The 26,620-nt window shown below is 54.4% G+C and carries 23 protein-coding genes and 1 pseudogene; 20 read left to right on the top strand and 4 right to left on the bottom strand.

All coding sequences use genetic code 11. The annotated features are described in order from the left end of the window. Positions 1 to 2: 2 nt before the first annotated feature. Positions 3 to 911 (bottom strand): LysR family transcriptional regulator, encoded by a 909-nt coding sequence (locus tag ACIRQ6_RS14190; protein WP_420861258.1) that lies wholly within the window; start codon positions 909 to 911, stop codon positions 3 to 5. Between the two features lie 166 nt (positions 912 to 1,077). Between ACIRQ6_RS14190 and ACIRQ6_RS14185 the strand changes: the two genes are divergently transcribed. From ACIRQ6_RS14185 to ACIRQ6_RS14095, 19 genes and pseudogenes are all read left to right on the top strand, one after another. Continuing rightward, positions 1,078 to 2,127 carry an ABC transporter substrate-binding protein gene (locus ACIRQ6_RS14185; protein ID WP_420861257.1) on the top strand — a complete coding sequence of 350 codons (1,050 nt, stop codon included), beginning with the start codon at positions 1,078 to 1,080 and terminating at the stop codon, positions 2,125 to 2,127. A 54-nt stretch (positions 2,128 to 2,181) separates the two neighbouring features. Beyond that, positions 2,182 to 3,147: an ABC transporter ATP-binding protein gene (locus ACIRQ6_RS14180; protein ID WP_420861256.1), complete on the top strand. Its 966-nt coding sequence runs from the start codon at positions 2,182 to 2,184 to the stop codon at positions 3,145 to 3,147. Then, positions 3,144 to 3,989, top strand: coding sequence for an ABC transporter permease (locus tag ACIRQ6_RS14175; protein ID WP_420861255.1), 846 nt, complete (start codon positions 3,144 to 3,146; stop codon positions 3,987 to 3,989). Before ACIRQ6_RS14180 ends, ACIRQ6_RS14175 begins: the two co-directional genes overlap by 4 nt. Beyond that, positions 3,986 to 4,777 (top strand): ABC transporter permease, encoded by a 792-nt coding sequence (locus ACIRQ6_RS14170; protein WP_420861254.1) that lies wholly within the window; start codon positions 3,986 to 3,988, stop codon positions 4,775 to 4,777. Before ACIRQ6_RS14175 ends, ACIRQ6_RS14170 begins: the two co-directional genes overlap by 4 nt. Position 4,778: 1 nt before the next feature. Beyond that, a complete protein-coding gene (locus ACIRQ6_RS14165) occupies positions 4,779 to 5,891 on the top strand; it encodes a DUF917 domain-containing protein (protein WP_420861253.1) in 1,113 nt (370 codons plus the stop codon). Between the two features lie 193 nt (positions 5,892 to 6,084). Beyond that, on the top strand, positions 6,085 to 7,089 hold the full coding sequence (locus ACIRQ6_RS14160; protein WP_420863913.1) for a TAXI family TRAP transporter solute-binding subunit: 1,005 nt from the start codon (positions 6,085 to 6,087) through the stop codon (positions 7,087 to 7,089). Between the two features lie 82 nt (positions 7,090 to 7,171). After that, complete coding sequence (locus ACIRQ6_RS14155; protein WP_420861252.1) at positions 7,172 to 9,199, top strand: TRAP transporter permease; 2,028 nt, start codon at positions 7,172 to 7,174, stop codon at positions 9,197 to 9,199. A gap of 7 nt (positions 9,200 to 9,206) precedes the next feature. Next, positions 9,207 to 9,428 (top strand): annotated as a pseudogene (locus ACIRQ6_RS14150) (4-hydroxyphenylpyruvate dioxygenase); the annotation flags it as partial. 157 nt (positions 9,429 to 9,585) lie between these two features. After that, complete coding sequence (locus ACIRQ6_RS14145) at positions 9,586 to 10,563, top strand: VOC family protein (RefSeq protein WP_420861251.1); 978 nt, start codon at positions 9,586 to 9,588, stop codon at positions 10,561 to 10,563. A gap of 4 nt (positions 10,564 to 10,567) precedes the next feature. After that, the gene (locus ACIRQ6_RS14140; protein WP_420861250.1) at positions 10,568 to 11,305 is read left to right on the top strand and encodes a PIG-L deacetylase family protein; all 738 of its coding nucleotides are present in this window, start codon (positions 10,568 to 10,570) and stop codon (positions 11,303 to 11,305) included. Next, positions 11,302 to 11,994, top strand: a complete 693-nt coding sequence (locus ACIRQ6_RS14135) for a 4-carboxy-4-hydroxy-2-oxoadipate aldolase/oxaloacetate decarboxylase (protein ID WP_420861249.1) — start codon at positions 11,302 to 11,304, stop codon at positions 11,992 to 11,994. The genes ACIRQ6_RS14140 and ACIRQ6_RS14135 overlap by 4 nt, the downstream gene beginning before the upstream one ends. Continuing rightward, entirely contained in the window at positions 11,987 to 13,036 is a 1,050-nt protein-coding gene (locus tag ACIRQ6_RS14130; RefSeq protein WP_420861248.1) for a 4-oxalomesaconate tautomerase, read from the top strand. Before ACIRQ6_RS14135 ends, ACIRQ6_RS14130 begins: the two co-directional genes overlap by 8 nt. A gap of 36 nt (positions 13,037 to 13,072) precedes the next feature. Then, positions 13,073 to 13,882 carry an SDR family oxidoreductase gene (locus tag ACIRQ6_RS14125; protein WP_420861247.1) on the top strand — a complete coding sequence of 270 codons (810 nt, stop codon included), beginning with the start codon at positions 13,073 to 13,075 and terminating at the stop codon, positions 13,880 to 13,882. A gap of 418 nt (positions 13,883 to 14,300) precedes the next feature. Beyond that, the gene (locus ACIRQ6_RS14120; RefSeq protein ID WP_420861246.1) at positions 14,301 to 15,740 is read left to right on the top strand and encodes an aldehyde dehydrogenase family protein; all 1,440 of its coding nucleotides are present in this window, start codon (positions 14,301 to 14,303) and stop codon (positions 15,738 to 15,740) included. Further along, on the top strand, positions 15,737 to 16,555 hold the full coding sequence (locus tag ACIRQ6_RS14115) for a glutathione S-transferase family protein (protein WP_420861245.1): 819 nt from the start codon (positions 15,737 to 15,739) through the stop codon (positions 16,553 to 16,555). The genes ACIRQ6_RS14120 and ACIRQ6_RS14115 overlap by 4 nt, the downstream gene beginning before the upstream one ends. Before the next feature lie 51 nt (positions 16,556 to 16,606). Beyond that, entirely contained in the window at positions 16,607 to 17,362 is a 756-nt protein-coding gene (locus ACIRQ6_RS14110; RefSeq protein WP_420861244.1) for an SDR family NAD(P)-dependent oxidoreductase, read from the top strand. Between the two features lie 96 nt (positions 17,363 to 17,458). Further along, a complete protein-coding gene (locus ACIRQ6_RS14105) occupies positions 17,459 to 19,096 on the top strand; it encodes an alkaline phosphatase family protein (protein WP_420861243.1) in 1,638 nt (545 codons plus the stop codon). 57 nt (positions 19,097 to 19,153) lie between these two features. After that, complete coding sequence (locus tag ACIRQ6_RS14100) at positions 19,154 to 20,188, top strand: TAXI family TRAP transporter solute-binding subunit (RefSeq protein ID WP_420861242.1); 1,035 nt, start codon at positions 19,154 to 19,156, stop codon at positions 20,186 to 20,188. Positions 20,189 to 20,271: 83 nt separating this feature from the next. Further along, positions 20,272 to 22,635 carry a TRAP transporter fused permease subunit gene (locus ACIRQ6_RS14095; RefSeq protein ID WP_420861241.1) on the top strand — a complete coding sequence of 788 codons (2,364 nt, stop codon included), beginning with the start codon at positions 20,272 to 20,274 and terminating at the stop codon, positions 22,633 to 22,635. Between the two features lies 1 nt (position 22,636). Here the strand turns inward: ACIRQ6_RS14095 and ACIRQ6_RS14090 are convergent, their stop codons facing one another. Both ACIRQ6_RS14090 and ACIRQ6_RS14085 read right to left on the bottom strand, forming a co-directional pair. After that, positions 22,637 to 23,551 carry a DMT family transporter gene (locus tag ACIRQ6_RS14090; protein WP_420861240.1) on the bottom strand — a complete coding sequence of 305 codons (915 nt, stop codon included), beginning with the start codon at positions 23,549 to 23,551 and terminating at the stop codon, positions 22,637 to 22,639. Positions 23,552 to 23,596: 45 nt separating this feature from the next. After that, a complete protein-coding gene (locus tag ACIRQ6_RS14085) occupies positions 23,597 to 24,358 on the bottom strand; it encodes a glutathione S-transferase family protein (protein WP_420861239.1) in 762 nt (253 codons plus the stop codon). Positions 24,359 to 24,535: 177 nt separating this feature from the next. Here ACIRQ6_RS14085 and ACIRQ6_RS14080 point away from each other — a divergent pair, with 177 nt between their 5' ends. After that, entirely contained in the window at positions 24,536 to 25,807 is a 1,272-nt protein-coding gene (locus ACIRQ6_RS14080; RefSeq protein WP_420861238.1) for an alkyl sulfatase dimerization domain-containing protein, read from the top strand. 24 nt (positions 25,808 to 25,831) lie between these two features. Here the strand turns inward: ACIRQ6_RS14080 and ACIRQ6_RS14075 are convergent, their stop codons facing one another. Next, positions 25,832 to 26,500 (bottom strand): GntR family transcriptional regulator, encoded by a 669-nt coding sequence (locus ACIRQ6_RS14075; protein ID WP_420861237.1) that lies wholly within the window; start codon positions 26,498 to 26,500, stop codon positions 25,832 to 25,834. Between the last annotated feature and the right edge of the window lie 120 nt (positions 26,501 to 26,620).

Raw genomic sequence — 26,620 nt, 5'->3', positions numbered from 1 at the left:
ATTCAAAGTTGCTGCAATTGCCGCCATGCCGCATCGGCCACGGGATTGGGCTGACGCGAGCGCAGTCTCAGCGCATGAAATTGGGAGGCAATTGAATAGTGATCCGGTGCGATGTGCACCAGCTTCCCGATTTCGGTCCAGCCTTTGGCATAGTGATCTGGGATGAGACCCACATGGGTTCCGGACAGGGCCAGATAGGTCGACAACTCAATTGTATCCTGCGCTACACCTTTGCTTTGATCCAGCAATTTGGGATCGAGGTCTTGGTCAATCGGATTGAAAACAAAGCTGTGAGCGGAAATCTCGGACTGGGCCAAGGCCTGCTTTAACACCGCCAAATCTTCGATCTGGGCGCAGGGGTGATCGGGCGTGCAGTAAAGGCCGCTGGTTTCTTCATAAAGATGGATCGCGTCCAAATCCGTTGGAATGGTCTCGTCGCCCGCAATGCCGACGATGGCGATATCTAACTGATCGGCTCTGAGTTCGGTCAAGCACTCCAAAAAATCAAAGATCCCGATCTGGACCTTTAGATCGGTAAATCTGTCCTTAAGGTTGCGAATGCTACCCACCAAAGGATTGTTGAGATCCGTCACCATGCAATCGACAACCCCAAACCGAATGCGTTTTTCGGGGGCCTTGCGGATTCTGTGCAGCCTTTGTGCTGATTGATCCACCACTGACAGCAAATCATTTGTTTCTGCCAGAACAGCCTTACCTTCATTGGTTAGGGCAAACCCCTGCGGCCCCCGATCCGCCAATCGCAAACCCAACCGATCCTCTAACTTCGCAATTTGGGCGCTAATCGCAGGCTGGCTGATCCCAAGACTGCCTTGCGCCTTGGCAAATCCGCCTGCCTCCGCGACCGCTTGAAACACGCGCAAGAGCCGCAGATCAATATCTGATAGTTTCATGCCCATGCTCCGATCACAGCCTGATCCATGCGCCTAAACAACCAGCAAGCTTTCCTCATGTCGATGATATTATGCAGTCATAACCAAATAGATATAGCCATAAAAGATGCCCTTTTTTATCGTTGGACCAGAACGATGAATTTTTAGAACATCTTAGGAGCCACTCATGAAAAGAATAAAGTCACTGGTTGCCGCCACAGGCATTTTGGTTGCATCAGCCTCTGCGCTTGCAGCCCAAGAACTGACTATCAGCGCATGGGGTGGCTTTTTCGAAGAAACGCTTGCGGCCGAAATCTACCCTGGCTTTACGGCTGAAACAGGCATCGAAGTACGCTCGATCGCACAGCCCGAAGATTCCACATGGATGACCCAGCTGATGGCAGCCAATCGCGCAGGCCAAGCCCCTGCTGATCTATCGTTGGTCGTCGACGAAGTGCTCTTTCGGGGAAATTCCGTTGGTCTGTGGGCGGAATTGGATCCGGGCAACATGACTGGCACACAGGCGCTAAAGGACGGCTATGTCAAACTCAACGACAGTGGTTTGGCTTACGGTGTTGGCGCCTTGGCCTTTTATACAACGTTTGTCACCAATACGGATTACGCCGCCACGGCCCCTGCCAGTTGGGCCGACCTGTGGGAGCCCAAATGGGACGGCAAACTGGGCATCGTCACAACGCCCAATTCCGGTCTGCTTGAAGTCACTGCCAAGACGTTCTTTGGCGGCTATGACATCATGCAAACCCGCGAAGGTTTAGAGCAGGTCATTGCCAAAATCGCTGAACTCAAACCACAAGTCAGTCTGTGGTACCGCGATGAAGGCCAATTTCAGCAATCGCTGGAATCCGGCGAATTGAATGCTGGCCTTTACTATCATGATGTCACGATGCTTTCGATTTGGGATGGTTTGCCGGTGGCGTCGACCTTCCCAGCCGAGGGCGGAATTGTCTCAGACGCCTATTGGGTTGTGCCTGCGGCCTCGAAAAATGTCGCTGCCGCTGAGCAATTTCTGGATTACATGAGCCGTCCAGCTGTACAAGCGCAGATGGCCTTGAAAATGGGTGTCGCGCCCATCGTGCCGCGTGACGCACTGGACCTGTCAGATGAAGACTTTGCTGCTGTTAGCAGCGACATTGAACCAATCCGCGTGCAAACAGAAATACATCTGCGCGAAGGCGACTGGTTGGAAACCAAGTATCAAGAGATGATTGCTCAATAAGTAGGTTGACCGCCGGGGCGGCGCACGTCCCGGTCTCACATTGACGGGGGCCCTATGTCCGATCTGACCATCACCAACCTCAGCAAATCCTTTGGCAGCCACACGGCCCTGCGCGATATCTCGATTGATGTGAAGTCGGGCGAGTTTATTTGCCTTTTGGGCGGCTCAGGTTGTGGCAAGACCACGCTGTTGCGCCTGATCGCGGGGCTCGAGACTCATGACCAAGGCGCGCTTTTGTTGGCAGGCAAAGATCTTACGCAGGTACCCAGTCACAAACGAAACATCGGTATGGTGTTCCAATCCCTCGCTTTGTTTCCGCATTTGAACGTGGCGGGCAATGTCGCCTATGGGATGAAGCTGGCTGGGGTGCAAAAGGAAGATATCGCGGCCCGCGTGTCCAGCTTGCTGGATATGGTAGGACTGTCAGGTCTTGAAAATCGGTCGGCCACGGCCCTGTCGGGCGGGCAACGTCAGCGGGTTGCCATTGCCCGCGCCCTTGCTTTACAGCCGGATGTTTTTTTGATGGATGAGCCATTTTCGGCTTTGGACGCCGGACTGCGTGACCAGATGCAAGAAGAGGTCAAGCGCATCCAAAGGGATCTTGGCGTCACCACAGTTTTCGTCACCCACGACCAGCGCGAGGCGATGGCACTTGCCGACCGGATTGTCGTGATGAACGGCGGTGTGATCGAACAAGCTGGCCCGCCAGATGAACTTTATGCGCGACCCAAGTCACGTTTCGTGGCGCAATTCATCGGGATCAACAACCTCTTTGACGTGGCGGGTCAGCCAACGATTGCGGTCCGTCCCGAGGCAATTGGCCTTGCTACCGATGGCGCTGGCCCACGCGGCACCATCACCCGTCAGCGCCGATTAGGTGCTTTGATGGAACGCGAGATTAGCGTGGGGGCGCAAACCATTTTCCAAAGCGAATTTGCGGGCAAAGGTCCCAGTTTTGATGATGGTGCCAGCGTGGTGCTGTCGTGGTCTGCTGATCAGGCATGGGCTTTGCCGGCATGAGTATCCGGCAGCCTCGAGGACCACATTTGATCGGCGGCTTGGCGTTTTGCGTAATGGCTGTTTTCTTTGTCATTCCACTGTTTTTTATGATCGTCGTCAGTTTCTATCAACCTGACCCTATGGGGTTCTACAAAGTTGATTTTGTTTGGGAAAACTACGCCAAGTTCTTTTCCAGTTTTTATTACAAGGTCTCGTGGCGTTCGCTGTATTCTGCCAGTCTTGGTGCGATTTTGGTTGTGGCTTTAGCTTTCCCGTTGGTTCTTGCCGTGTCCGATTTGGCCCGCAAATGGCAATTGTTTTGGATCGTCTTGCTGCTGTCATTGATGTGCTTTAGCGAGGTCATCATTGGCTTTGCATGGCTCATCTTATTTAGCGAAAGCGCTGGTCTGCCGCGCTTTTTGGAATGGCTGGGCCTATGGACCAATCCGCGATCCTTGTCCCCCAGTTTCGGGGCGATGATGGTGGGGTTTGTCTACCTTGGGTTTTCAATCGTTTCGCTGATCCTGTTTCCGTCTGTGGCACGACGGGATCGATCCATCGAAGAGGCCGCTGTGACCCTAGGCACGCCGCCCGCCATGGTATTTTTCAAAGTCTTGATCCCGACATTTCGCACATCCTTGATATCGGTCACGCTGACTATGTTCGTCTACTTGCTTGGCGTCTTTGTTATGCCCACGATGTTGGGCCGTCCTAAAGACTGGACGATGACCGTCATCATCAGTGACAAGGCGCTTGGGGATGCCAACTTGCCACTGGGGGCTGCGCTGGCTGTGGTGATGTTGGTCGTAACTGTAGTGGTTTTGCTGGTCTCTGCTTTGGCAACCAGAAGGCGGCTGACATGACCCAACTTCGCACTACTTTCCTGTGGGTCGTCGCCGCCTTGCTTATCGCCCCGTTTGTGATTGTTCTGGGTGTCTCAATCGGCGCGTCCAAAAACATCTCGTTCCCGCCCGACGGTTTTTCGGCGCAATGGTACACTGAACTGTTGACCCAAAAAGAATGGCTGCTTGCGCTGGGCAGGTCCCTTTTGATCGCTGTTTGTGCAGGCTTCATCGCGACCGTGCTTGCCTTGGCGATCAACTATGTCCTGTGGCGCACCGGATCAGGCTTTGCAAAGTTGACCTTCGCGCTGGGTCTTGGTCCGTTTCTATTGCCGCCGATTATTCTGGCCCTTGGGGCAAGCCTATTTTGGGCCGAAGTTGGCTGGTATGGTCGGATCGAGGCTACGATCATATCTCATGGAGTCTTCTTTGTGACGCTGCCGCTTGTTATCATCGCACGTGGCTTTGCAAGCCTAACTGACGAGGTTGTTGAGGCGGCTAAAACCATGGGAGCCACCCCGACACAGGTGTTTCGCACAGTCGTCTTACCCCTTTTGGCACCTTATGTACTGACCGGTTTTACCCTTGTCGCAATCATAAGTGTTAATGAATACCTCATTGCCAACATGATCTCGGGCTTTGTCGTAGAAACCTTGCCGATCAAAATCTTCAACAATGTGCGCTACGGCTATTCGCCGGTTGTCGCAGCGGCCTCGATGCTGTTCGTCGCCATCACTGTTGTGGGGTTGCTGATCTTGTCAAAAGTCACAGACTTGGTCGCCCTTTTTGGAACATCAAAGGACGCATGATATGACGGAACTGACGCGGCAAAACCTCAAAGACATTTTGCTCGGTGCTGTTATCCTTGGCGCGGGGGGCGGCGGTGATATCGACGAAGGCATGGCCCTCATTGATCAGTGTCTTGAGGCGGGTAAGACGTTTGATTTGGTATCCATCGATGACGTGCCCGACGACGCGCTGATCTGCACACCTTATTTGCTGGGCGCGATTTCCCCGATGACATTTGAGGAAGAAAGGCTGTATGCCGATCTGCCCACGGCTGACCGTCACCCAATGTTGCAGGCCTACGAAGAATTTCAAACGCACTTGGGCCAAGAGTTTTTTGGCACGACGGCGTGCGAATTGGGCGGATCAAACACGGCTGCTGCGTTTTTTCCAGCTGCGATGAACGGGCATAAGATTATCGACGCAGATCCCGCAGGCCGCGCTGTGCCAGAGATCACGCATTCAACCTATTATCTTGCAGGACTGCCAGCTGCACCCATTTACGCGGTGAACCAATTTGGCGAGTCGTTCCTGATAGACAAAGTCAAAGACGACCAACGCGCCGAAACGCTGGTGCGGGCCCTGTCGCAAGTCAGCCGCAATGATATCGCGGCAATCGATCACGCCCTGCCTATGGGCGTGCTGCGCGATGCTTTGATCCCGGGAACAATTTCCAAAGCTATGCATTTGGGCGAGATATGGCGCGAGAGTCTGGCTTCTGGGGGCCAGACGGCAACCGATGTGGCATCCGCGGGTAATGGCGCAGTGGTCTTTGAGGGGACTGTCGTGTCAGTCTCCTACAAAGCTGATCAAGGTTTTACGATTGGCCAAATTGATCTGGAAGGATTTGATGGCACGTCCCTTCGGGTCAGCGTCAAAAACGAAAATATGGCTTGCTGGCAAGACGGTGCTGTGATTGCCACTGTGCCAGACCTGATCTGCCTTTTTGATCTGAAAACTGGGGCCCCAATAGCAAATCCGGATTGCAAAAACGGCCAGCATGTCGCGGTGGTTATATTGCCTGCGCCTGCACCATTTTTGTCGCAAACTGGCTTGTCCATCTTTGGCCCAAAATACGCAGGAATTGATGCAGAATTCACAACGCCGCTGATCACGAACAAACATTCGCCTTCCTAAATTGGGCGGTGAGGTTGCACCTTGATGCAGGCCAGTGCACCCAATCCTGCGTCCCAGAAACAAATTGCAAACCCAATTCTTCGTGCCATAGTTGAGGATGACCAAGATATTGAGTGTCCCTTGAGGCACGCAAGACCACCGGTCTCAGACATAACAAAAAACATAAACAACACTAAAAAGGGAGGATCAGATGATGATCTCTAGATTTAAAACAGCGGCCCTCAGTGCAGCCTTCGCACTTGGTCTTGCTGGCGGTGCGGTAGCACAAGACATTCAGTTTTTCTCAATCGGGACTGGCGGCACATCTTTCACATACTATCCCGTGGGTGGTGTGATCGCCAACGCGATTTCCAAGCCTCCGGGATCGCGCGAATGCGGGCAAGGCGGGTCGTGTGGCGTAGACGGGCTGATTGCCTCTGCCGTATCTTCGCGTGGCTCTGTCGACAATATCAACGCGATTTTGTCTGGTCTGCGGAACTCGGGCTTTGCTCAATCCGATGTGGCCTATTGGTCCTATACCGGCACCGGCACACGTGAAGGCGAAGAGCCTGCTACAGAACTGCGCACAATTGCGGCCCTGTTTGAAGAGCACATTCACCTCGTTGCTTTGGCCGACAGCGGGATCACTTCTGTGGCTGATCTGGCCGGCAAAACCGTATCTTTGGACGAGCCGGGTTCGGGCACTTTCGTAGACGCTACGCTGATCCTTGAGGCCAATGGCCTGAGTATTGAGGACGTGAATGCCGAAGCCCTCAAAGGCAATGCTGCCTCCGAGGCGCTGCGCAACGGCAAGATTGATGCGTTCTTTGTTGTCGCAGGCTACCCAACAGGTGGCATTGTCGAATTGGCCTCCGCTGCAGACATCACACTGGTGCCAATCACAGGCCCCGGTGCCGAGGCACTGACCAGTAAGTATGGCTTCTTTGCCCAGTCTGACATTCCGGGCGGCACTTATGAGGGTATCGACACTGTGTCGACTGTCTCTGTAGGCGCGCAGTGGTACACATCCGCCAAAGAGGACGAAGAGCTGATCTACAACATCACAGCAGCCCTTTGGAATGACGAAAGCCGTCGTTTGCTGGACGTAGGCCATGCCAAAGGCGCAAGCATCACACCAGAAACTGCCCTTGCTGGTATCGGTGTGCCGTTGCACCCAGGTGCCGAGCGTTTCTACCGCGAAGCAGGTCTGCTTGAGTAAGCCAACCTTACCCAAAAAGGGGCCCCGTCAGACGGGTTGGGCCCCTTTTCACTAAACACCAAGCAACACAAAGGCCGGGCAAATGAGCGACCAAGAGCTAAGTCAAGAAGAGCTTGCCGCCATTGAGCGCAAATACGATTCCGAGTCTGCATTCCGACCCACCGGGGCCAAGGCAGGCATGGTGATTTCGGCGGCCTTGGTGGCAATGACCCTCTATCACATTTATCAATCTGGCTTTGGCACGACGAATGAATTGATGCGCTTTGGCGTGCACTTGGCCTTTGTTTTGGGCCTGACGTTTCTGTTGTTTTCATGGCGCCGTAGCAGCAGCCTCGAGGTGCCTGCAAACACTTGGTATCGTTACGACGGTGTGAATATCGTCGATCTGGTTTTGGCACTTTTGGCGGTTGCGGCCGCCATGTACCTGCCGCTGTTGCCCTTGGATGTGGCCGCTGCCCGTGCGGGCAATCCCAACACGATGGACACCTTTATGGGGTCTGTTGTTTTGCTGTTCACCCTTGAGGCGGCGCGCAGGTCTATTGGGCCCACGCTGCCTGCAATTGCGCTAATCTTCGTGCTTTATGCTATCTTTGGCCGCTATGCGCCGGGGCCTTTGATCCACGCCGGTGTGTCTTGGGCAGGCTTTGTCGACGGGATTTACGGATCTCAAGGTATCTACGGTATCGCCATTGGTGCGATGGCCAAATATGTATTCCTTTTTGTGGTCTTTGGCGTTCTTGCGACGCGCATTGGCCTTGGTGCGCTGTTCATCGATTTGGCCACGGCCATCGCCGGTCGCTATTCAGGTGGACCTGCCAAAGTGGCGATTTGCGCCTCGGCCTTTATGGGGTCGATCTCGGGCTCGTCTATTGCAAACACAGTGACCACGGGATCGCTGACTATCCCTGCGATGAAACGCGTGGGCTATCCGCCGCATTTCTCTGGCGCGGTCGAGGCCACGGCCTCAACAGGCGGTCAGATCACCCCACCGGTCATGGGCGCTGCGGCTTTTATCATGGTGGATTATCTGAACATTCCCCTGCGCGACGTACTGGCCGCGGCGCTGTTTCCTGCGCTGCTGCACTATTTTGGCATTTTCGTGATGGTCCACCTAGAGGCCAAAAAGCTGGGCCTGCGCGGCCTGCGCGCCGAAGAACTGCCCAAAGCACTGCTGGTGCTCAAGGAACACTGGATGTCGGTCGTGCCGTTGTTTGTCCTGCTCTACGCGATTTTTTCGGGACGCACGCCTGATTTTGCGGGCGTCTATGCAATCATCGCCTGCGTCGTTATCGGCTTTCTAAAACCCAACAATCGCCTCACGTTCCCAGACCTCTATCAGGCCTTGGCCACGGGTGCGCGTAACACAATTGCTATCGGGACAGCGGCGGCCTGCGTGGGGATCATCGTTGGTGTCATCACACTGTCTGGATCGGGGTTCCGCATTGGTGCAATTGTCATCACCACAGCCAATGATTTTGCTGCGTTCTTTGCGGCCCTTCCTTTGTTCAACTACTTTGACTTGCAGCAATGGGCGCTGTTTTTCTCGCTGGTCTTGGTGGCTGTTGCCTGCATCGTGATGGGCGCAGGGGTGCCAACCACGGCAACCTATATCATCTTGGTGTCGGTCACGGGCGGGGCGTTTCAGATCCTTGGTGTAGAACCTTTGGTCGCGCATTTCTTTGTGTTCTACTACGGGGTTTTGGCCGATATCACGCCGCCTGTTGCACTGGCTGCTTATGCCGCGGCTGGGATCGCTGGATCCAATCCGTTCAAGACAGGCAACACTGCGTTCCGGTTGGGCATCGCCAAGGCACTGGTGCCGTTTGTTTTTGTTTATTCGCCTGCACTGTTGCTGGTGGCAGACGGGTTCACATGGGCCGCCTTCACCATCACACTGGCTGGGGCCATGATGGGGATCGCATCGCTTGGCGTTGCGTTTTCTGGCTACTTTATTGCACCAATGGGCAAGCCCGAGCGCTATTGGATCGCCATGGTGTCGCTGTTGTTCATCGCACCAGGATTGCTGACCTTTGCCATTGGCGCCGTGTTGTTGGTCCCAGTGATTTTGCTGCAATTTCGCGCGCGCAAAGCAGCACAACTGACAGGTTAACCGGGAAATAGAATTTTGGCAGCAAGGCGACATCACATATGTGATCAACAGCGCGCCAGATAGCCACGCCATGCGGTTTGTCGAGGACCATAGACCCTGTGCGCCGTCCATGGCATGGCGTGTTGTGGATACCAAACACGCCTATGATCACGCGGTTAAAAATGGGGCGACACCCTACACCGGCACCGACAAAACCATGGAGGTGCCCACGATCGGTGGCATCGATGGCTTTGGGGAAGGCAAGTTCAAAGCTCTCTTTGAAAGCATCGAAGCCGATCAACTTGAACGCGGTGTTGATAAGGCCAGCTAGGTTTTGGGTAATTTCACGGTATACAGGTTTGTTTTGTCCAAATAATTTGTCCCAAGGGGAATCGTTTGGGGGACATATGGACGAATACTGCGCGGACGTTGCCCATTTGGGCCATGTTGAGGTCCTGACGGATCGGTTCGACGAAAGCTTGGACTTCTTTACCCGTGTCTACGGCCTCACGATCAGTGGCCAGCAAGGGGACAGCACCTATCTACGCGCCTTCGATGATTACGAATATCACACCCTGAAACTTACAGCAGCAAAGACCACAGGCGTTGGCCACATAGGCTACCGTGTGGCCTCACAGGCGGCCCTTGATCGCCGAGTGACCGCGATTGAAGCCTCTCCCTATACGACCCATGGCTGGGTTGAGGGCGATTTGGGGCATGGCCGTGCGTTTCGTTTTGAAGATCCCTTTGGGCATATCTTTGAACTTTATTGGGACACAAATCGCTATCAAGCCCCCCCGGACGAAGCGCCGGCACTGAAAAACCTCGCACAGCGCTATCACGGGCGTGGCTGCTGTCCTCGCAGATTGGATCACCTCAACCTGCTGGCCGACGATGTCACTGCTTTTCGCGATTTTATGGTGACCTGCCTTGGCAGTCGCGTCACCGAGCAAATCCAGTTGGACAACGGGCGCCTTGGGGGATGTTGGTTTACGGTCAACAACAAAACCTATGATCTTGCTTGTACCGAAGAACACGGTGGCGGGCAGGGCCGCTTTCATCACGTGACCTATGCTGTTGATCAGCGTGAGGATATTCTACGCGCCGCTGATATCTTTCTTGAAAACGGGGTCCATATCGAAACGGGTCCGCACAAACACGCAATCCAAGGCACTTTTTTCCTGTATGTGTGGGAACCTGCGGGCAACCGGGTAGAGTTGGCCAATGCGGGTGCGCGGTTGATCCTCGCGCCCGACTGGGAAACCGTTACTTGGACGGAAACAGAACGCAAAAAGGGGCAGGCGTGGGGGCTGAAAACCATCGAAAGCTTCCACACGCATGGGACGCCGCCTGTGCCCAAACCGCCCCATAAGACGGAGATCTAGCGCCATGTCTGACCCCCAAACAGCCCTCGTGATCAGTGCCCATTCTGCCGATTTTGTCTGGCGCTGTGGCGGGGCGATTGCGCTGCATCAATCCAAAGGCGTCGAAGTGACTGTGGTTTGTCTCAGTTATGGAGAACGGGGCGAAAGCGCCAAGCTGTGGAAGCAAAAGGGCATGACCCTTGATAAGGTCAAAACTGAACGCCGCAAGGAAGCGGAGGCTGCCGCAAGCGCCTTGGATGTGCATGACATACAGTTCTTTGATGTAGGAGATTACCCTTTGGATCTGGGGCGCGAGACCCAAGACCGTATGGTGGATGTCATTCGCGCGGTTCAGCCCAAGTGGATGATGAGCCATTCGAAATGGGACCCGTATAATACCGATCATATGTACACGACCGACTTTGCGCTGACCTGTCGGATGATGGCCCAAGCATGGGGACATAATCCCGGTCAAAAAGTGCTGGGCGCGCCGCAGCTTTACTTGTTTGAACCCCACCAAACCGAGCAAATGGAATGGAAACCAAACGTTTTTCTCGATATCTCCGAGGTTTGGGATAAAAAGCGGGCTGCCATCGAATGTATGCAAGGCCAAGAACACCTTTGGGATTATTACACCAATGTCGCCGAAAACCGGGGCAATCATTTCCGCAGAAATTCGGGTGGAATGGCCGGGGGGCGCAAAGCCACCCATGCCGAAGGTTTCCAAATGGTCTTTCCCCAAACCGTGGATGAGCTGGTATGACAATTCCCCCTACGCGATCTGGTGTTGTCGTCCAAAACATTGAACGTGCTGACCCCGACATCATCAAAAGGCTGGGGTCAGCTGGGGTTGCTACAGTGCACGAGGCCCAAGGGCGCACCGGCCTGATGTCGTCCAAGATGCGGCCCATTCAGCAGGATTTTGGCACGGCTGGATCTGCTGTGACGATTTCAGCCCCGCCGGGTGACAACTGGATGATCCACGTGGCGATTGAGCAATTGCAAGAGGGCGATATCCTTGTTTTGGCCCCTACATCGCCCTGCGATATGGGGTATTTTGGCGATCTGCTGGCAACCTCGGCGATGGCGCGCGGATGCAAGGCTTTGATCATCGACGCAGGCACCCGCGATACCCGAGATCTGCGAAAGATGGGCTTTGCGGTTTGGTCGACGGCTATCTCGGCCCAAGGCACGATCAAGGCTACTTTGGGCGCGGTCAATGTGCCGATTATTTGCGCAGGCGTAGGCGTTAATCCTGGTGATATCGTCGTGGCGGATGATGATGGCGTTTGCGTCGTGCCTCGCGAAAATGCACCTGCTGTGATGGACGCCACACAAAAGCGCCTCGATGCAGAGGATGAAAAACGTCGCCGTTTTGCGGCTGGTGAGTTGGGTTTGGACATCTATGATTTCCGGCCGGTCCTTGCCAAAAAAGGCCTGACCTATGAATGACGGCACGCGCGTCATGTGGATGCGCGGCGGAACCTCTAAAGGTGGCTATTTTCTAGCATCTGATTTGCCCACGGATCCAACGCAGCGCGATCGTCTTTTGTTGCAGGCTTTTGGGTCCCCCGACCCGCGTCAAATCGATGGGATGGGGGGCGCGGATCCGCTGACATCCAAAGCTGCCATTGTCCAAAAATCCCAAAGGCCCGGCGTTGATGTCGACTACTTGTTTTTGCAGGTGTTTGTGGACAAACCGCTTGTGACGGACGCGCAAAATTGCGGCAATATCCTTGCTGGGGTTGGACCATTTGCGATTGAGCGGGGGCTGGTCGCGGCCCGCAATGGGGAAACACCTGTTACGATCTATATGGAAAATACCGGGCAGATTGCCGTAGCACGTGTGCAGACGCCTGATGGCGCGGTCAGCTACAAGGGGGCTGCGAAAATTGATGGCGTGCCTGGCGGCGCGGCTGCCGTGCCAATTGAATTTCGGGACACGGCGGGGTCTACTTGTGGCGCCCTTTTTCCAACGGGTTCACCAAGTGATACCTTAGACGGCATAGAGGTAACGCTGATCGATAATGGCATGCCTTGTGTGGTGATACGCGCCGCTGATTTGGGCCTGACAGGGGCCGAAGCGCCGGACGCCCTAGAGGCCGACAGCGCGTTACGCGAGCGTCTGGAAACACTGCGTACATTGGCTGGCCCTATGATGAACCTTGGCGATATTTCTCAGAAATCTGTCCCCAAGATGACCTTGGTCAGCGCGCCCCGCGCAGGTGGTACAATTTCCACGCGAACCTTTATCCCGCACCGCTGCCACAAGACCATCGGCGTGCTCGGGGCCGTTAGTGTGGCGACGGCCTGTTTGACGCTGGGGGCGGTTGGTCACGACCTTGCGCAAGTGCCGGAAGGCGATCCCAAGGCACTATCGATTGAGCATCCCACGGGCGAAATGACAGTTGTCGGGCATATGGAGAACGGGATGGTCACACGCGCAGAAGTGCTCAGAACGGCCCGCAAACTAATGGATGGGTTGCTCTTTTAGGGCAGGGTGCTGATTGATCATAGACTTGGGGAACGCATGACACGAACATATGGAATTACCGGTGTGGCCAGTGGCATTGGCGCGGCTTTGGCCCAAGTCCTCAAGGCTCAAGGCAACAGAGTTGTTGGCTATGATCTGCTCGAAACGTATGAGAATGTCGATCACTTTGTCCCGCTGGATTTGGCTGATAAGGCTTCGATCCGTTCCGCCGCTATGGCAACACCTTGGATGTTGGACGGGTTGTGTAACAACGCGGGTCTGCCACCTGTGGCGGATCAAGCAGCGAAAATTCTGCAAGTGAATTTTACTGGCACGCGGGGCTTTACGCAGGCAATGATGCCGCATCTAAATGCGGGCGCGTCGCTTGTGAACATGGCGTCCCGTGCGGGCCATAAATGGCACAACAACCTTGATCAGATCAAACGCCTCGCTGGATTGCAGCAATTGGAACAGATCGCGCGGTTTGTCGACGATGAAGCCATTGATCCAACGCGGGCCTATAACCTGTCAAAAGAGGCTGTTTTACTTTGGACCCTGTCGATGACCGAGGAGATGGTGCACCGCGACATTCGGGTCAATTCCCTCAGCCCGGGGGGGATTGCGACAGGCATTCTTGACGATTTCAAGAAGGCCTTTGGCATGCAAATGGCCAAAAACGTCGAGCGGGCTGGGCGTGTCGGAACACCCGAAGAGGTAGCGAAAATAGCGGCCTTCGTTTTGTCGCCGGACAGTCATTGGCTCAAAGGGGCCGATATTTCTATCGACGGCGGCATGGGGGCGTTCAATATGACAGATGCTTTGGGTTTGGCTGTCATGCTTGGCCCAGACAAAGGCGGAACAGCATGACGATTTTATTGCTGACTTCTATTTCTGTTCGGGCAAGGTGATACTTGATCCCCAACTGGGTTTCGCGAAGTTACGCGCAGTGTGACCCGTTGGGTCCCATCCTCAAAGCGATCTTTGTCTCACAGCTTGCTGAAAGAACGTGGACAAAGCATGATCTCAGCCCATTTCTTCGGATGTTGGGATCCCAAAGCTATAAAAGATTCTACTGGACTAGTGGCTTTAGGAAAATTTTTCCTTGATTTGGGATCCTCAAGCTGTGTTTATTGAATGAAATGATGAGGGAGTCGGGGCGTACGCACGTCGGTTTTCTATTTTGGGATCCCAAAGCGCGGCGCGCGCGGAATTGCCGAAATACGACTTTGACGTTTCTGGCGTGGCCAGAAGGCGCGTCTTCCAGACACTGCAGAGGGGCACAGAAATGGACGGTCATACAGACATTAAAACACTAGAGCATTTCATTGGGGGTGCTTGGGTTGGGGCGTCTGGTGGGGAGACGTTCGAGGTTTTGAACCCGTTGGACGACAGCCATTACGTGCATGCCGCCAAAGGAACGGGTGCGGATGTTCGGGCAGCGGTTGCTGCGGCGAAGGCGGCGTTCACCAATTACAAAGAGACCACGCCAACAGAGCGCGAGCGCTGGCTCTTGCGCATCGCAGAGATCATGGAGGCCCGCCAAAAAGACCTGATCGATTGCTTGATAGACGAGATCGGATCGCCTGTGCAAAAGGCGATGTTCGAATTTACCAAAGGCCTGACAATGCTGCGCGCCGCCGCAGGCATGTGCCGCAATGTGCGCGGCGAGACAATTCCGTCCGACCGGCCCGGCACGTTCTCGATGTCGATCCGCGAGCCTCTGGGCGTCGTCGCTGTCATCACGCCGTTCAATGTGCCTTTGATCAAAACCACGCGGCTGGTGGCCAACGCACTGGCTGTGGGCAACACAGTGGTGCATTTGCCATCGGAAATGGCCCCGCATCTGAGCATTCTTTTTGCGGAAATCGTAGCAGAGGCAGGCGTGCCAGCAGGGGCCTACAACGTGGTCACAGGGCTTGGCGTCGAGATCGGCGATGACCTAACCGGCCATGCGGATGTGGATTTTGTCACTTTTACTGGCTCGACCGTTGTGGGTCAGCACATCAACGAGATTTGCGCCAAAAACAAGACGCCAGCGACCCTCGAGTTGGGCGGCAAAAGCGCCACCTTGGTGATGGCCGACGCGGATCTGGACACGGTGATGCCGCTGGCTGCGCGTTCGATCTTTATGTTCGGCGGTCAGGCCTGTATCGGCTCCAGCCGGTTCTATGTGGAACGGCCGATTTACAATGAATTCGTCAAGCGTTTTTCGATGATTGCAGGCAAAGTTGGCATGGGTGATCTGCGCGATCCGGCAACGGTGATCGCACCGATTATTTCCCAGCGTCAGCGCCAGCGGGTCAAAGATCACATCGCCGATGCCGTGGCCAAAGGCGCGCATGTGGCAGCCGGCGGTGCCTTTGAAGGCAACCGCTGTCAGCCGACGTTGCTGACCGATGTGAGCGAGACAATGACGGTGTGCAAAACCGAAACCTTTGGGCCGGTCACATCGATCTATCCTATTGATAGTTATGAAGAAGGTCTGGAGAAGGCCAACGACAGCGAATACGGTCTGTCCTCGGCGATCTTTACCAAAAACATCGACCGCGCCTTCCACTTTGCCCGCAACATTAACGCCGGAATGTGCCACATCAACGGCCCTACAATCCACGACGAAGCCCATGTGCCCTTTGGCGGCAATGGCGAAAGCGGCGTGGGCCGAGAAGGCACCGACGCCGACCTCGAGGCAATGACCGAACTCAAATGGGTGACAGTGCAGTTATGACCTTTACGCTTTACCATCATGGATCGTCTGTTTGTGCAGCCAAAGTACGCTTTGCAATGGCCGAAAAAGGCATCGACTGGAACGGCGAATACATTGATATCTTGGCAGGCGAACAATTTGAGCCGGAGTATCTCAAGATCAATCCCAAGGCTGTTGTGCCAACCTTGGTGCACGATGATCTGATCATCACCGACAGCACGGTTATTGTTGAATACCTTGATCATATTATGCCAGAAAATTCTGTGCATCCCGCTGATCCATGGGAACGCGCGCAGGTGCGTTACTGGACCAAAGCAGTGGACGAGGATCTGCATCCTGCCTGCGGGGCCATGACCTTTCTGTGTTCGCATCGCCATACGGTTTTGCGCAAGCTGGGTAAGGAGGGCGCGGAAAAGTTCCTGGCCTCAACCCCGGAATTCTCGGTCACGTCTGATTGGAAAAGCTTCAAGGATTCCATTGTGCGCTACGGCTTCGAAGCCCCTGGTGCCGTTGAGAAGGTCAGGCTCTATGACAATTATCTGGCCAAAATGGATACGGCGCTGGACGGCAATGACTGGCTGGTCGGCAACAAATTCTCGATCGCTGATATCGCTTTGACGCCCTATGTGAACCGCTTGGCGATGATGTCGATGCGGGGCATGTGGGAAGGCGGGCGTCTTCCTAATGTGGATCGCTGGTTCAAGGCTGTCGAGAGGCATCCGCACTTTAAAACCAGTTTCATCGACTGGGTGCCCGAAGATCTGACAAACGATCTGCGCGACAACGGCGCCATGAGCTGGCCCGAAGTTGCAAAAATTCTGAAAATTGAAATCTAAGACAGCCCCGCGGACGACGGGGTTCGCAGGCAAACAAAAAGGGAGGCTTCCATGGGAAGATTGGATGGGAAAACAGCCGTAATTACAGGTTCTGGACGTGGTATTGGGGCGGCAATGGCCCTGCGTATGGCGCAAGAAGGGGCCAAAGTTGTGGTCACCGACGTGTTGGACACCGCAGGCACAGTTGCCAGCATTACGGATGCAGGCGGCACGTCCATGGGCATGACTGTCGATGTGACTTCGGACGAAAGCCTGGCGGCGATGGTCGAGGCCACCGAAAAAGAGTTCGGCTCATTGGATATTCTCGTCAACAATGCCTCGATCTTTGCGGCGCTTCAGCCAAAGCCGTTTATGCAAATCGACAACGACGAATTTGACAAGGTAATGACTGTAAACGCCCGCGGCGTGCATCAGGCCTGCAAAGCGGTGGTGCCAGCGATGCTGCGCGCGGGTGGCGGCAAGATCGTCAACATCGCATCGGGGACCTTCTATTATGGCCCTCCCGGTCTGTCGCATTACACGGCGTCTAAAGGCGCTGTGATTGCCTTGACCCGTGGTTTTGGCCGTGAGCTGGGCGACAAAAACATCCAAATCAATGCGATTGCGCCAGGCCTGACTGAAAGCGAAGCGTTGCAAGGTCACGCAGGCTTTGATCCCGCGCGCGGTCCAACTGTGGCCAGCCGTTCGATCAAACGCGAAATGGTTCCAGAGGATCTTATGGGGTCGCTGCTATATCTGATCACGCCTGACAGTGATTTCGTAACGGGCCAGACCTTGAATGTAGATGGCGGGAAAGTGAACCTTTAATCTTGTGACCAGAGACACTTCAAATGACTCACTGTGGCGCCGCGCGATCCCCTCTGGATCAGGCGTCATGGCTATTAAGGCCTAGAATGCAATCAGATGTCAGATCGTAAAAATATCCTCTTCATCATGTGTGACCAGCTGCGATATGACTATTTGTCGTGTGCCGGTCACAAGACGTTGCAAACGCCAAACATAGATGCCTTGGCGGCGCGCGGCGTGCGATTTTCTAACACCTATGTACAGTCCCCGATCTGTGGCCCCAGCCGGATGAGCTTTTACACTGGCCGTTATGTGTCCTCCCACGGTGCGACGGGCAATTTTGTCCCACTGCGTGTGGGCGAACACAACATCGGCGATCATTTGAAACCTTTGGGCATGCGCCCGGTGCTGGTCGGCAAAACCCATATGATCGCGGATCAAGAGGGCATGAAACGGCTTGGGATCGATCCCACCAGCGAAATAGGGGTGCATCATGCTCAAGCAGGGTTTGAACCTTATGAACGCGATGACGGGATCCACCCGGATTTGGTCCTAAAGCCCGGGGTAAAGTATAACGAATACCTCAAAGAACGCGGCTATGACGGGCACAAAAACCCGTGGCATTGGGCGGCAAACGCTACAGAGGGGGCTGAGGCCCCGCGATCTGGCTTTTTTAATGATGTGGCAAACCAGCCCGCGCGGGTGACGGACGAAGAATCCGAGACACCCTATATGACGAGGCGCGCAATGCAGTTCTTGGCAGAGGACGACGGGGAAACACCCTGGCTGTTGCATCTGAGCTATATCAAACCGCATTGGCCCTACATCGCACCAGCGCCATATCATGACATGTATGGCCCGTCAGACGTCCAACCGGTACACCGATCCGAGGTCGAGTGCGAGGATCCAAACCCGCTGGCCAAGCTCTATCAGGAACGCATTAGCGCGCGTACTTTTTCGAATGACGAACGCCGCGAGGCGACCATTCCGGCCTACATGGGGTTGATCAAACAAATCGATGATCAACTTGGTATTCTGTTCAAGTTCATGGAAGAGCGTGGGCAGTTGGACAATACGATGATCGTGTTCACCTCGGATCATGGGGATTACTTTGGCGACCACTGGATGGGCGACAAGGATTTCTTCCACAATCCAGCGGTCAAAGTGCCTTTGATCATCGCCGATCCCGATCCCGCCTTTGATGCAACACGTGGCACCGTGAACGATAGGTTTGTTGAGGCGATTGATATCGTCCCAACCTTTATCGAACGCGCGGGCGGCACGGTGCCTGAACATATTATCGATGGCCGGTCTTTGATGCCGCTATTGCGCGGCGAAGATGTGGCGTGGCGTGACTATGTGATCAGCGAATACGACTATTTCATGCAACCTTTCAGCCCCAAAACCGGGCGCGTGCCGCTGGAGTGCCGGACGTACATGATCGCAAATTCCGAATGGAAATACATTCACGCGCCGGGGTATTCGCCAATGCTGTTTGATCTGACGAATGACCCGGACGAGTTTGTCGATCTGGGCCGGGATCCAAAGTTTGAGGATGCGCGCAAGACGATGCACTACGCGCTGGCCGACTGGTCGCTTCAATACCGGCAACGGGAAACAGTCTCGGAAGAACGGGCAGGCCAAATGGTGGGTCTTGAGGACAAATTTGGCGTTTTGATAGGGTATTGGGACGAAAACGACATCGAACCACCGGCCCAGATGCCGGACTACGCATCTGGATTGGAGAACGGCTAACCTTTCGGAAGAAAAGGACAGCCAAACATCACGAAATTGATCAAATGGGAGGAAACTATGATCAAAAAACTTTTGGGAGCCGGCATCGCGCTGGGCCTTATGGCCAGCACAGCTACCGCGCAATCTGTTCTGACAGCCGAAACAGGTCCGGCGGGCACAGTGCCCTTTACGGCCTTGACCACGCTTGCTGAAATCGCATCAGCCGAGGGTATTGCGAATTTTCAGGTGGCCGATGGTCAGACCCTGACAAACTCGCTGCAAAACGTGGCCGAGGGCAAAACTGACGTCTCTAGCGCGCCATTGATCCTGACGTTCTTGATGTCTCGTGGTGCAGGCCCTTACGCGAACCTTGGCGCAGAAGCCGGTGCTGACCTGATCAGCAACGTTCAAGTACTGCATACCTTCAACTATGGCGGCTTTGGCCTTTATGCCTATGACAGCACTGGCTTGTCCGGCTGGGACGACGTTGCTGGAAAAACAATTCTGAACGGTCCACCACGTGGCGCCGCTTTGACGAATGACCGTCAAATCCTTCAGTTCGTAACAGGGTTTGAGGACGGCAAAGACTACACCGGCCTTCAGGTCAATTGGGGCCAAATGCCCAAAACAATCTCAGACGGCTCCGCTGACGCTATGATGCTGCCGATCACATTCCCAGACGCGCGTATCACGCGATCCTTGGCTGCGGGTAACATGACCCTGTGGTCGGTCCCAAAGGATATCTGGGAAAGTGAAGGCATGCAGAAATACATCAAAAGCCCTGGCACTGCTGGTGTCGTCTTTGATCTTGCTGATGTGGCCCCTCAAGAAGGTTTGACCATCGTTAGCGAAGATGGAATTTGGCGCAGCCCGACAACAGTTGGCGCAGAAGTCGTGAACAAAAGCATGGACTTTGACACTGCTAAAGCTCTGACAGCAGCCATTATCGCCAACACCGACACTTTCCTCAACAAAACGCCATTTATGGCGACTACAAATATAGGCGTCGTTGGCTTTGGTATGTGTGGTGCGGTTCCGGTCAAATACCATCCCGGTGCCGTTGCGGCCTATGAAGAAGCAGGCACTCCTGTGCCCGACTGCGCCAAACCTTAGGCCTGACACTGCGCGACTAAATGCTTTGATTGGGCCGCACGGTGATGCGGCCCGTCTTACACTTGACGGGTGAGGGAACCACAATGGCACACACGAATGACGCCCCGCAGGCCTCGATAAGTCTGGCGCGACGGCTGGTCTATGGGCTGTCTGTATTCTTTGTCATTCTTGGAATGGTAAATGCGATGCCGGGTATTCCTGGTGTCGATCAGTGGTTCAAAGACATCACCGGCAACCCGCATTTTGTGATCCGCAAATATCCGTTTGAGTACTATTACCCCTTTGCCTTTTCGCTGATGATGCTGATCGTTGTTTTGCATCATTCCATGTGGAACGCTTGGAAAGACAAGGCCCCGCTGAGGCGCGGTTTTGGGCTGTTTATGGATGTGGCCTTGTTGCTCATGGCTTTCACCATTTCGATCACTTACCTGATCGAGATCGATAGCGTGTGCTTGATTGACCAGTTCACTGGGGATCGGGCCCGGATGATTTCCGACAGTCTCAAGATTGAGATCGAGAACGCGGCCCTTTTCGGCCTGCCAGAACCCACCACAGTGGACGATCCCAAATGCCTGAACACAACCGGGCCTTGGTTGGTGTTAATCATCGGTTTGGCCATCGTCACCTTCCTCGCCTACAACATTAAAGTCTGGGGTTTGCCGCTGGTTTTGGTCGCGATTTTAGTGGCGGCCTACACCATTGGTACGGTCCTTATTTGGTACTTTTATGGCGCCGAAGACATCAACAAATACCTTGTGACCAAAATCGGTGGTGAGCCGCGCATGCTGTCTGACGGCAGGCCGCGCATGCACGATATTTTGGTCAATAACGCGTCCGGGCTTTTGGGCCGCTTTATGGATATCATCCTCAATGAGATCTTTCCCTACTTGATATTGGGCGCGCTCTTTGGGGCCTCTGCAGGGGGCAAATCCCTGATCAAGGTCGCGTTCCGTTGGACCCGAAAACTGGCTGGCGGCCCGGCGCATGCGGCGATTGTATCCTCGGCGATGTTTGGCACCATTTCTGGTGGGCCCATCGTCAATGTCTTGTCGACTGGGGTGCTGACAATCCCGATGATGATCAAACGCGGGTTTTCCAAAGTCTTTGCTGGCGGGATGGAGGCTGCGGCCTCCTCCGGTGGATCGATCATGCCGCCTGTGATGGGGGTGGCTGCGTTTATCTTGGCGGCCTTAACAGGTGTGCCCTACAGCGAAGTGATCATTGCGGCGATCATTCCCGCCGTTGCCTATTTTCTATGTCTGTTTCTGGCCGTAATGTTTCAGGCGCGCCGTCAAAAGATCACGCCGATTGGCGAGCTGACCGAAGACATGACCATAGATCGTCAGGATGTTTTGAACCTTGTGATGATCTTCTTGCCGATCCTGATCATCCTCTTTTTGCTTTTGACCAGCAAAGAAAACATTGGCTGCGGCATCTTTGGCGGCCTTATGGGTGCCGAACGTCTGTTCTTGGACGACGGCACGTGTCGGGTACAAAGCCTGTCGTGGACTTTACAACTGATCCAGAATGCTGCGGGCGATGCGGGCAGTGCGGGCTGGTGGGCCGTGATCGTCTTGTGCTTTGTCCTGTTTTTGGACCCAGATATGCGGGCAAAACCGAGCAAACTGTTCAAATCCTTTTCCGAAGCAGGCATATTGATTGCCACGCTTTACCTGATGTTCTTGGCCGTTTCGATCATCGACTTCTGTCTGAAGTTCACAGGCATGCCATTCTTTATCTCGCTGGATGTTCTGCAATGGTTGCAGAGCCTCGATTTGGGCGCTGAAGGCTCGACCCTGTTCCAGTTTCTTGCTCTGTTCGTGACCATGCTCTTGGCGGTTTTGCTGGGCATGGGAATGCCTGCGGTGCCCGCCTATATCAATGTGGCGCTGTTGATGGGACCAATGCTGGCGGGGCTCGGGATTTCCATGTTTTCGGCTCATATGTTCATCTTCTATTTCGCCGTGGCATCTGCCATCACGCCACCTGTGGCGCTGGCGGCATTCGCAGCGGCGACCATCACCAAGGCCGAACCGATGGCCACAGGGTTTGCCGCTGTGCGGGTTGGGATCGTGATGTTTGTGATCCCCTTCGTCTTTGCGCTGTATCCTGAAGTATTGTTGATTGAGGCTGCTGTAATCGATCCGACCACCAGTGAAGGGGCTGCGATCAAGTATATTCCCGGCTATGATGGTCAGGTCGATTGGGGGGCTCTTGGCGTGTTGCTTTTGCGACTTTTGCTGGCGCTCTACCTGCTGGCCAGTGCGCTGTCGCGCTTTGATCGCACGGCTTTGCCTATGTGGGATGTGGGGCTGCGCCTCGGGCTGGCGGTTTTGATCATGCTAAAAGCCCCGACAATCTGGGCCGTAGCGTTGGTCGTAGCACTGATCTGGTTGGTGCTGCACTTTGTCAAAAGCAAATCCACGCCAGTGGCCGGAACAGCCTAGGCTAGACCTGCTTCATGTGGCCAGAACTGTCTCGGGCGATGTAAAGCCCGACCAAGATCAACGGAAAGGCGATCATCATGGCGGGGGTGATCCGATCCCCCAATAGCGTGACACCAAAGACATTGACCAAAATGATGCCCACATAGGCATTTGGAGCCAGAAAAACCGGCCCCTTTCTACGGATCAGATAGAAGCGGATGGAATAGGCGATGGCGGTCGATAGGATCGATACGCCGAGCAATCCGATCCAAGCACGCACCGAAGGTGGATCGCCTTCAAAGACTGACAAAAACGGTATCATCCCAAAGACTGATGCGACCAAGGCGCTGGCGCCAACCATCGACACCGGATGCACCTTGGGCATCAGCCGCATCGCAATAGCTGCAGAGGCAAAACACGCGACTGCCCCTAATGTGGCCAGCATCGGAAGTGCATGTTCCGGTCCCGTGGCCTCGACCCATTTGGTAGGTTCGGTGATCACCAGCAAACCCAAAAACCCAATCCCCAAACCGAGCAATTTTTGCCGCGATATTTTGGCCCCCAGAAAAATTGACGACAGTGCAATCGTGGCCAGTGGGATCAACGAATACAATGCGCCTACGACGTTAGAGGGCAGCCTTAAAAGGCCGTAGGTCGTCAGTGATATTGGGACTGCGAAATTCATCAAGCCAAGGACCACCGCCCATTTCCAAAACCACAGTTTGCGCGGCAAGCCATCGCCAAACCAAAAGGCAATGGGAATAAGAACGATCGCCCCAAGGACCAGTCGTCCGCCAGCGGCTTGGACCAAAGTGAACCCTTCCAGAGAGATCTTCACAAAAACAAACGACAGGCTCATGCAAATGGCCATGACCGCAAAGGCGACCCGGGCCCGGTAGTCTGGTGTTTGGTCGATTTGGTTTGCTGGATTGCTCATGATCGCAAGAACCTTTTGCGCCCGATTTGGCGGGTTGCGCCGCGATCAGACCTCGGCAAAGTCGGGGCACCATTTCAAAACCCCTTCTTGAAAGCTGGGTTTTTCACGCACGGACGCTGCCCAACGCACGATGTTCGGATAGGCTTCAAACGGGTATCCACAGCCGATCAAAACGAAATGCAACGGGATCCACGAAATATCTGCAAGTGTGAACGTATCCCCCATGATCCAAGGCCGGCCCTCCAAAGTCTTGTCGAGCTTATAAAAACAGGCCCCAAGGATGGCTTTGGCTTTATCCAGATCGCTGGTCGCAAAATCCTTGCCGCCTGCGTGCTTGGCGTGGAACGATTTTAGTTCTTCATTCTTTTGCAGGGCGTCATATTTGTCTTGCTCGGCTTTGGTTTTGATCAGTTTGGGGGCCATTTTATAGGCGTAGACATAGGGTTTGCAGGCTGGCACATGGATGGCTGCTGCGAGGTGTAGCCATTCCATCATCTCCGCGGTGTTTTCAGCCCGCAGAGAGGGGGTCGCATAGGTCTCATCAAGGTAGTTGATGATGTCGTTGGATTCGATATGCACCACCCCATTGTCAACAAGGGTGGGCACCAAACCATTTGGATTGATCCCAAAATAGTCGTCTGAAATATTCTCTTTTTTCTTGAGGTCCAGATGATGGCTGGTCCAATCCAACCCTTTTTCGATCAACGTCATTCGCACACGCATCGAGCAGTTTGAAATTGCCCCATGATATAGATGGAGACCTTCAAAATTCTCGACGGATGTGTTGGTTGGTTTGACAATTGCCATGTGACGTCCACCCTCTTTTACCCATTGGGTCAGCTCTATTTTGCCGATGAAGTGTGGCCAGTTTGGGATCCCGTTTCAAGTTTGATCTGAACGTCCGCGGGGTAAATGGCGCCTTATGGGTTGATTTTGGGATCCTAATATTTCTTACTTTGACACCAACGGGACAAGGACACGCGCATGCATTCTGAATTAAAGGCCCACCCAGAGTACTTTCAACGTGAAATCGTAAAGCTGGCTGACAACGTGTATCAGGCGTTTGGTTTTGCGGCCTCGAATGTCTACATGATCATCGGTGAGGGTGGTCTGATAATTGTCGATACTTCCGAGACGACCGCGGCCGCCGCCAACATTTTGGCTGAGTTCCGCAAGATCACGGACTTGCCTGTCAAAACGATTATCCTAACCCACTCGCACCGCGACCACGTGTCTGGTGCCAGCGTTTTTGCCGAAGGCGGCTCCCCTGAAATTATCGCCAGCACGCGATTTTCTGAGGATGCTCTGTTTGTGGCGTCGGACCATCCGCAACCGGTCAAGGCAATGCAGGTTCGGACCAAACGACAGTTTGGGATTGGCCTGTCTTATCCAGACGAAATCGTGGGGATCGGCGTGGGGCCAGGGGATCGTCCCCTCAAAGGGATGGGTGCGGGGGCCTTACCGCCCACACGCCGGGTCGGCGATGACGGCGAGGATATCACTTTGCATGGGGTCCATCTGCAGCTGGTCTCTGCACCCGGTGAAACACCAGACCATATCGTTGTGTGGTATCCCGAAAAGAAGGTCCTGATCAGCGGCGATAATTTCTATCGGTCTTTCCCAAATTTATACGCCATCCGCGGCACAGCCTATCGCGATTTTGACGCTTGGGCCGATACGATGGATCTGCTCATGGGATTTGCTCCCGAGATCTTGGCCCCCGGTCATACCAAGGCCCTGTTTGGGGCCAAAGAGATTGCATCGGCCCTGACCGATTACCGCGATGCCATTCGCCATGTTGTTGATGAAACCCGAAATGGTATGGATGCTGGCCTAACCATTGATGAACTTGCCCACAGCGTGAAACTGCCGGCTCATCTGGCCGAAAAACCGCATTTGCGCGAATATTATGGACGCGTTGATTTCGCGGTGCGGGCCTATTTCGTGGGGACTATGGGATGGTTTGACGGCAACCCCACTTCGCTGGATCCGCTCTCGCCCAAAGACGAAGCCATGCGGATCATCGATCTGGCAGGCGGCCCTGAAGCGGTCGTATCAGCGGTCAAAGCAGCACAAGCCAAGGGTGATTTGCAATGGGCGCTGGAACTCGTGGATCGCCTGATCCGCGCAGATTATGACGTGCCTGGCGCGCAAATGCTCAAGGCGGAGATCCTCCGGCAGCGCGCCGTAGATCAGATTAACTGCCCCACACGGCACTATTACCTGCAATGTGCCAAAGAGATTGAAAACAACTAGCGCGCCTTGGTGCGGGTTTAGTCGCTACTCAAAATAGGCCTGATGGGTTTCGTGGATCAATTGGATCGTGTCATCCAATCGCGACAGATGCTTGTGAATTGTGGCCAACGCCTTGTCCAAATCGCCCGACGCCATACCCGCCGCGATATCGCGGTGATCGTTCAGTACCAGTTTGGCATCACGATCTTTGGTGAGGCTTAGCATGCACAAACGATCAACTTTTTGCTTGCAGCTGAGAACAACTTCAAAGGCCAACGGATTGTCGCTGAGGCTACAGATCAAATGATGGAAATCGTAGTCTAAAGCATAAAATTGCGCCATATCATCTGCATCGATCGCACGTTCTTGCAAGGCGATGTTTTCTTGCAGCATGGCATCTGCGTCAGGCGTCCAAAGAGCAATGGCGCGGCGTGTGACCTCTAATTCCACGGACAGCCGCACCAATCGGGCGAGGGTCACGCGGTCCATGGAAAATCCGCGGACTTCAGTTGCCCTTTGCGGCCTGATAACCAGTAATTCCTCATTTCCTAGCTTGGTAAACGCATTGCGCACCGGTTGGCGGGACACCCCAAACCTGCGGGCCACATCGACTTCGGACAGTTTCGTACCGGGCAACAGATCAAGCGATACGATCTCGGAATGCAGCTGTTCATAGACTGCGTCGGTTGTCGTACGTCTTATGAAGTCGTCCACGTGAGCATTCTTTTCAATTTAATTGCGCCTCTGACAGAAACAGCATTTACCGCTAGGGTCTAGACCTCAATCACGGCGCTTTCGCCTTTAAAACATGACAACCCTGTGCGGGTCAAAGGC

It is taken from the genome of Algirhabdus cladophorae, assembly GCF_044772865.1.
GTDB lineage: Bacteria > Pseudomonadota > Alphaproteobacteria > Rhodobacterales > Rhodobacteraceae > Algirhabdus > Algirhabdus cladophorae.
The sequence above is the reverse complement of the archived record's forward strand: the minus strand, read 5'-3'. Positions and strand labels throughout refer to the sequence as shown.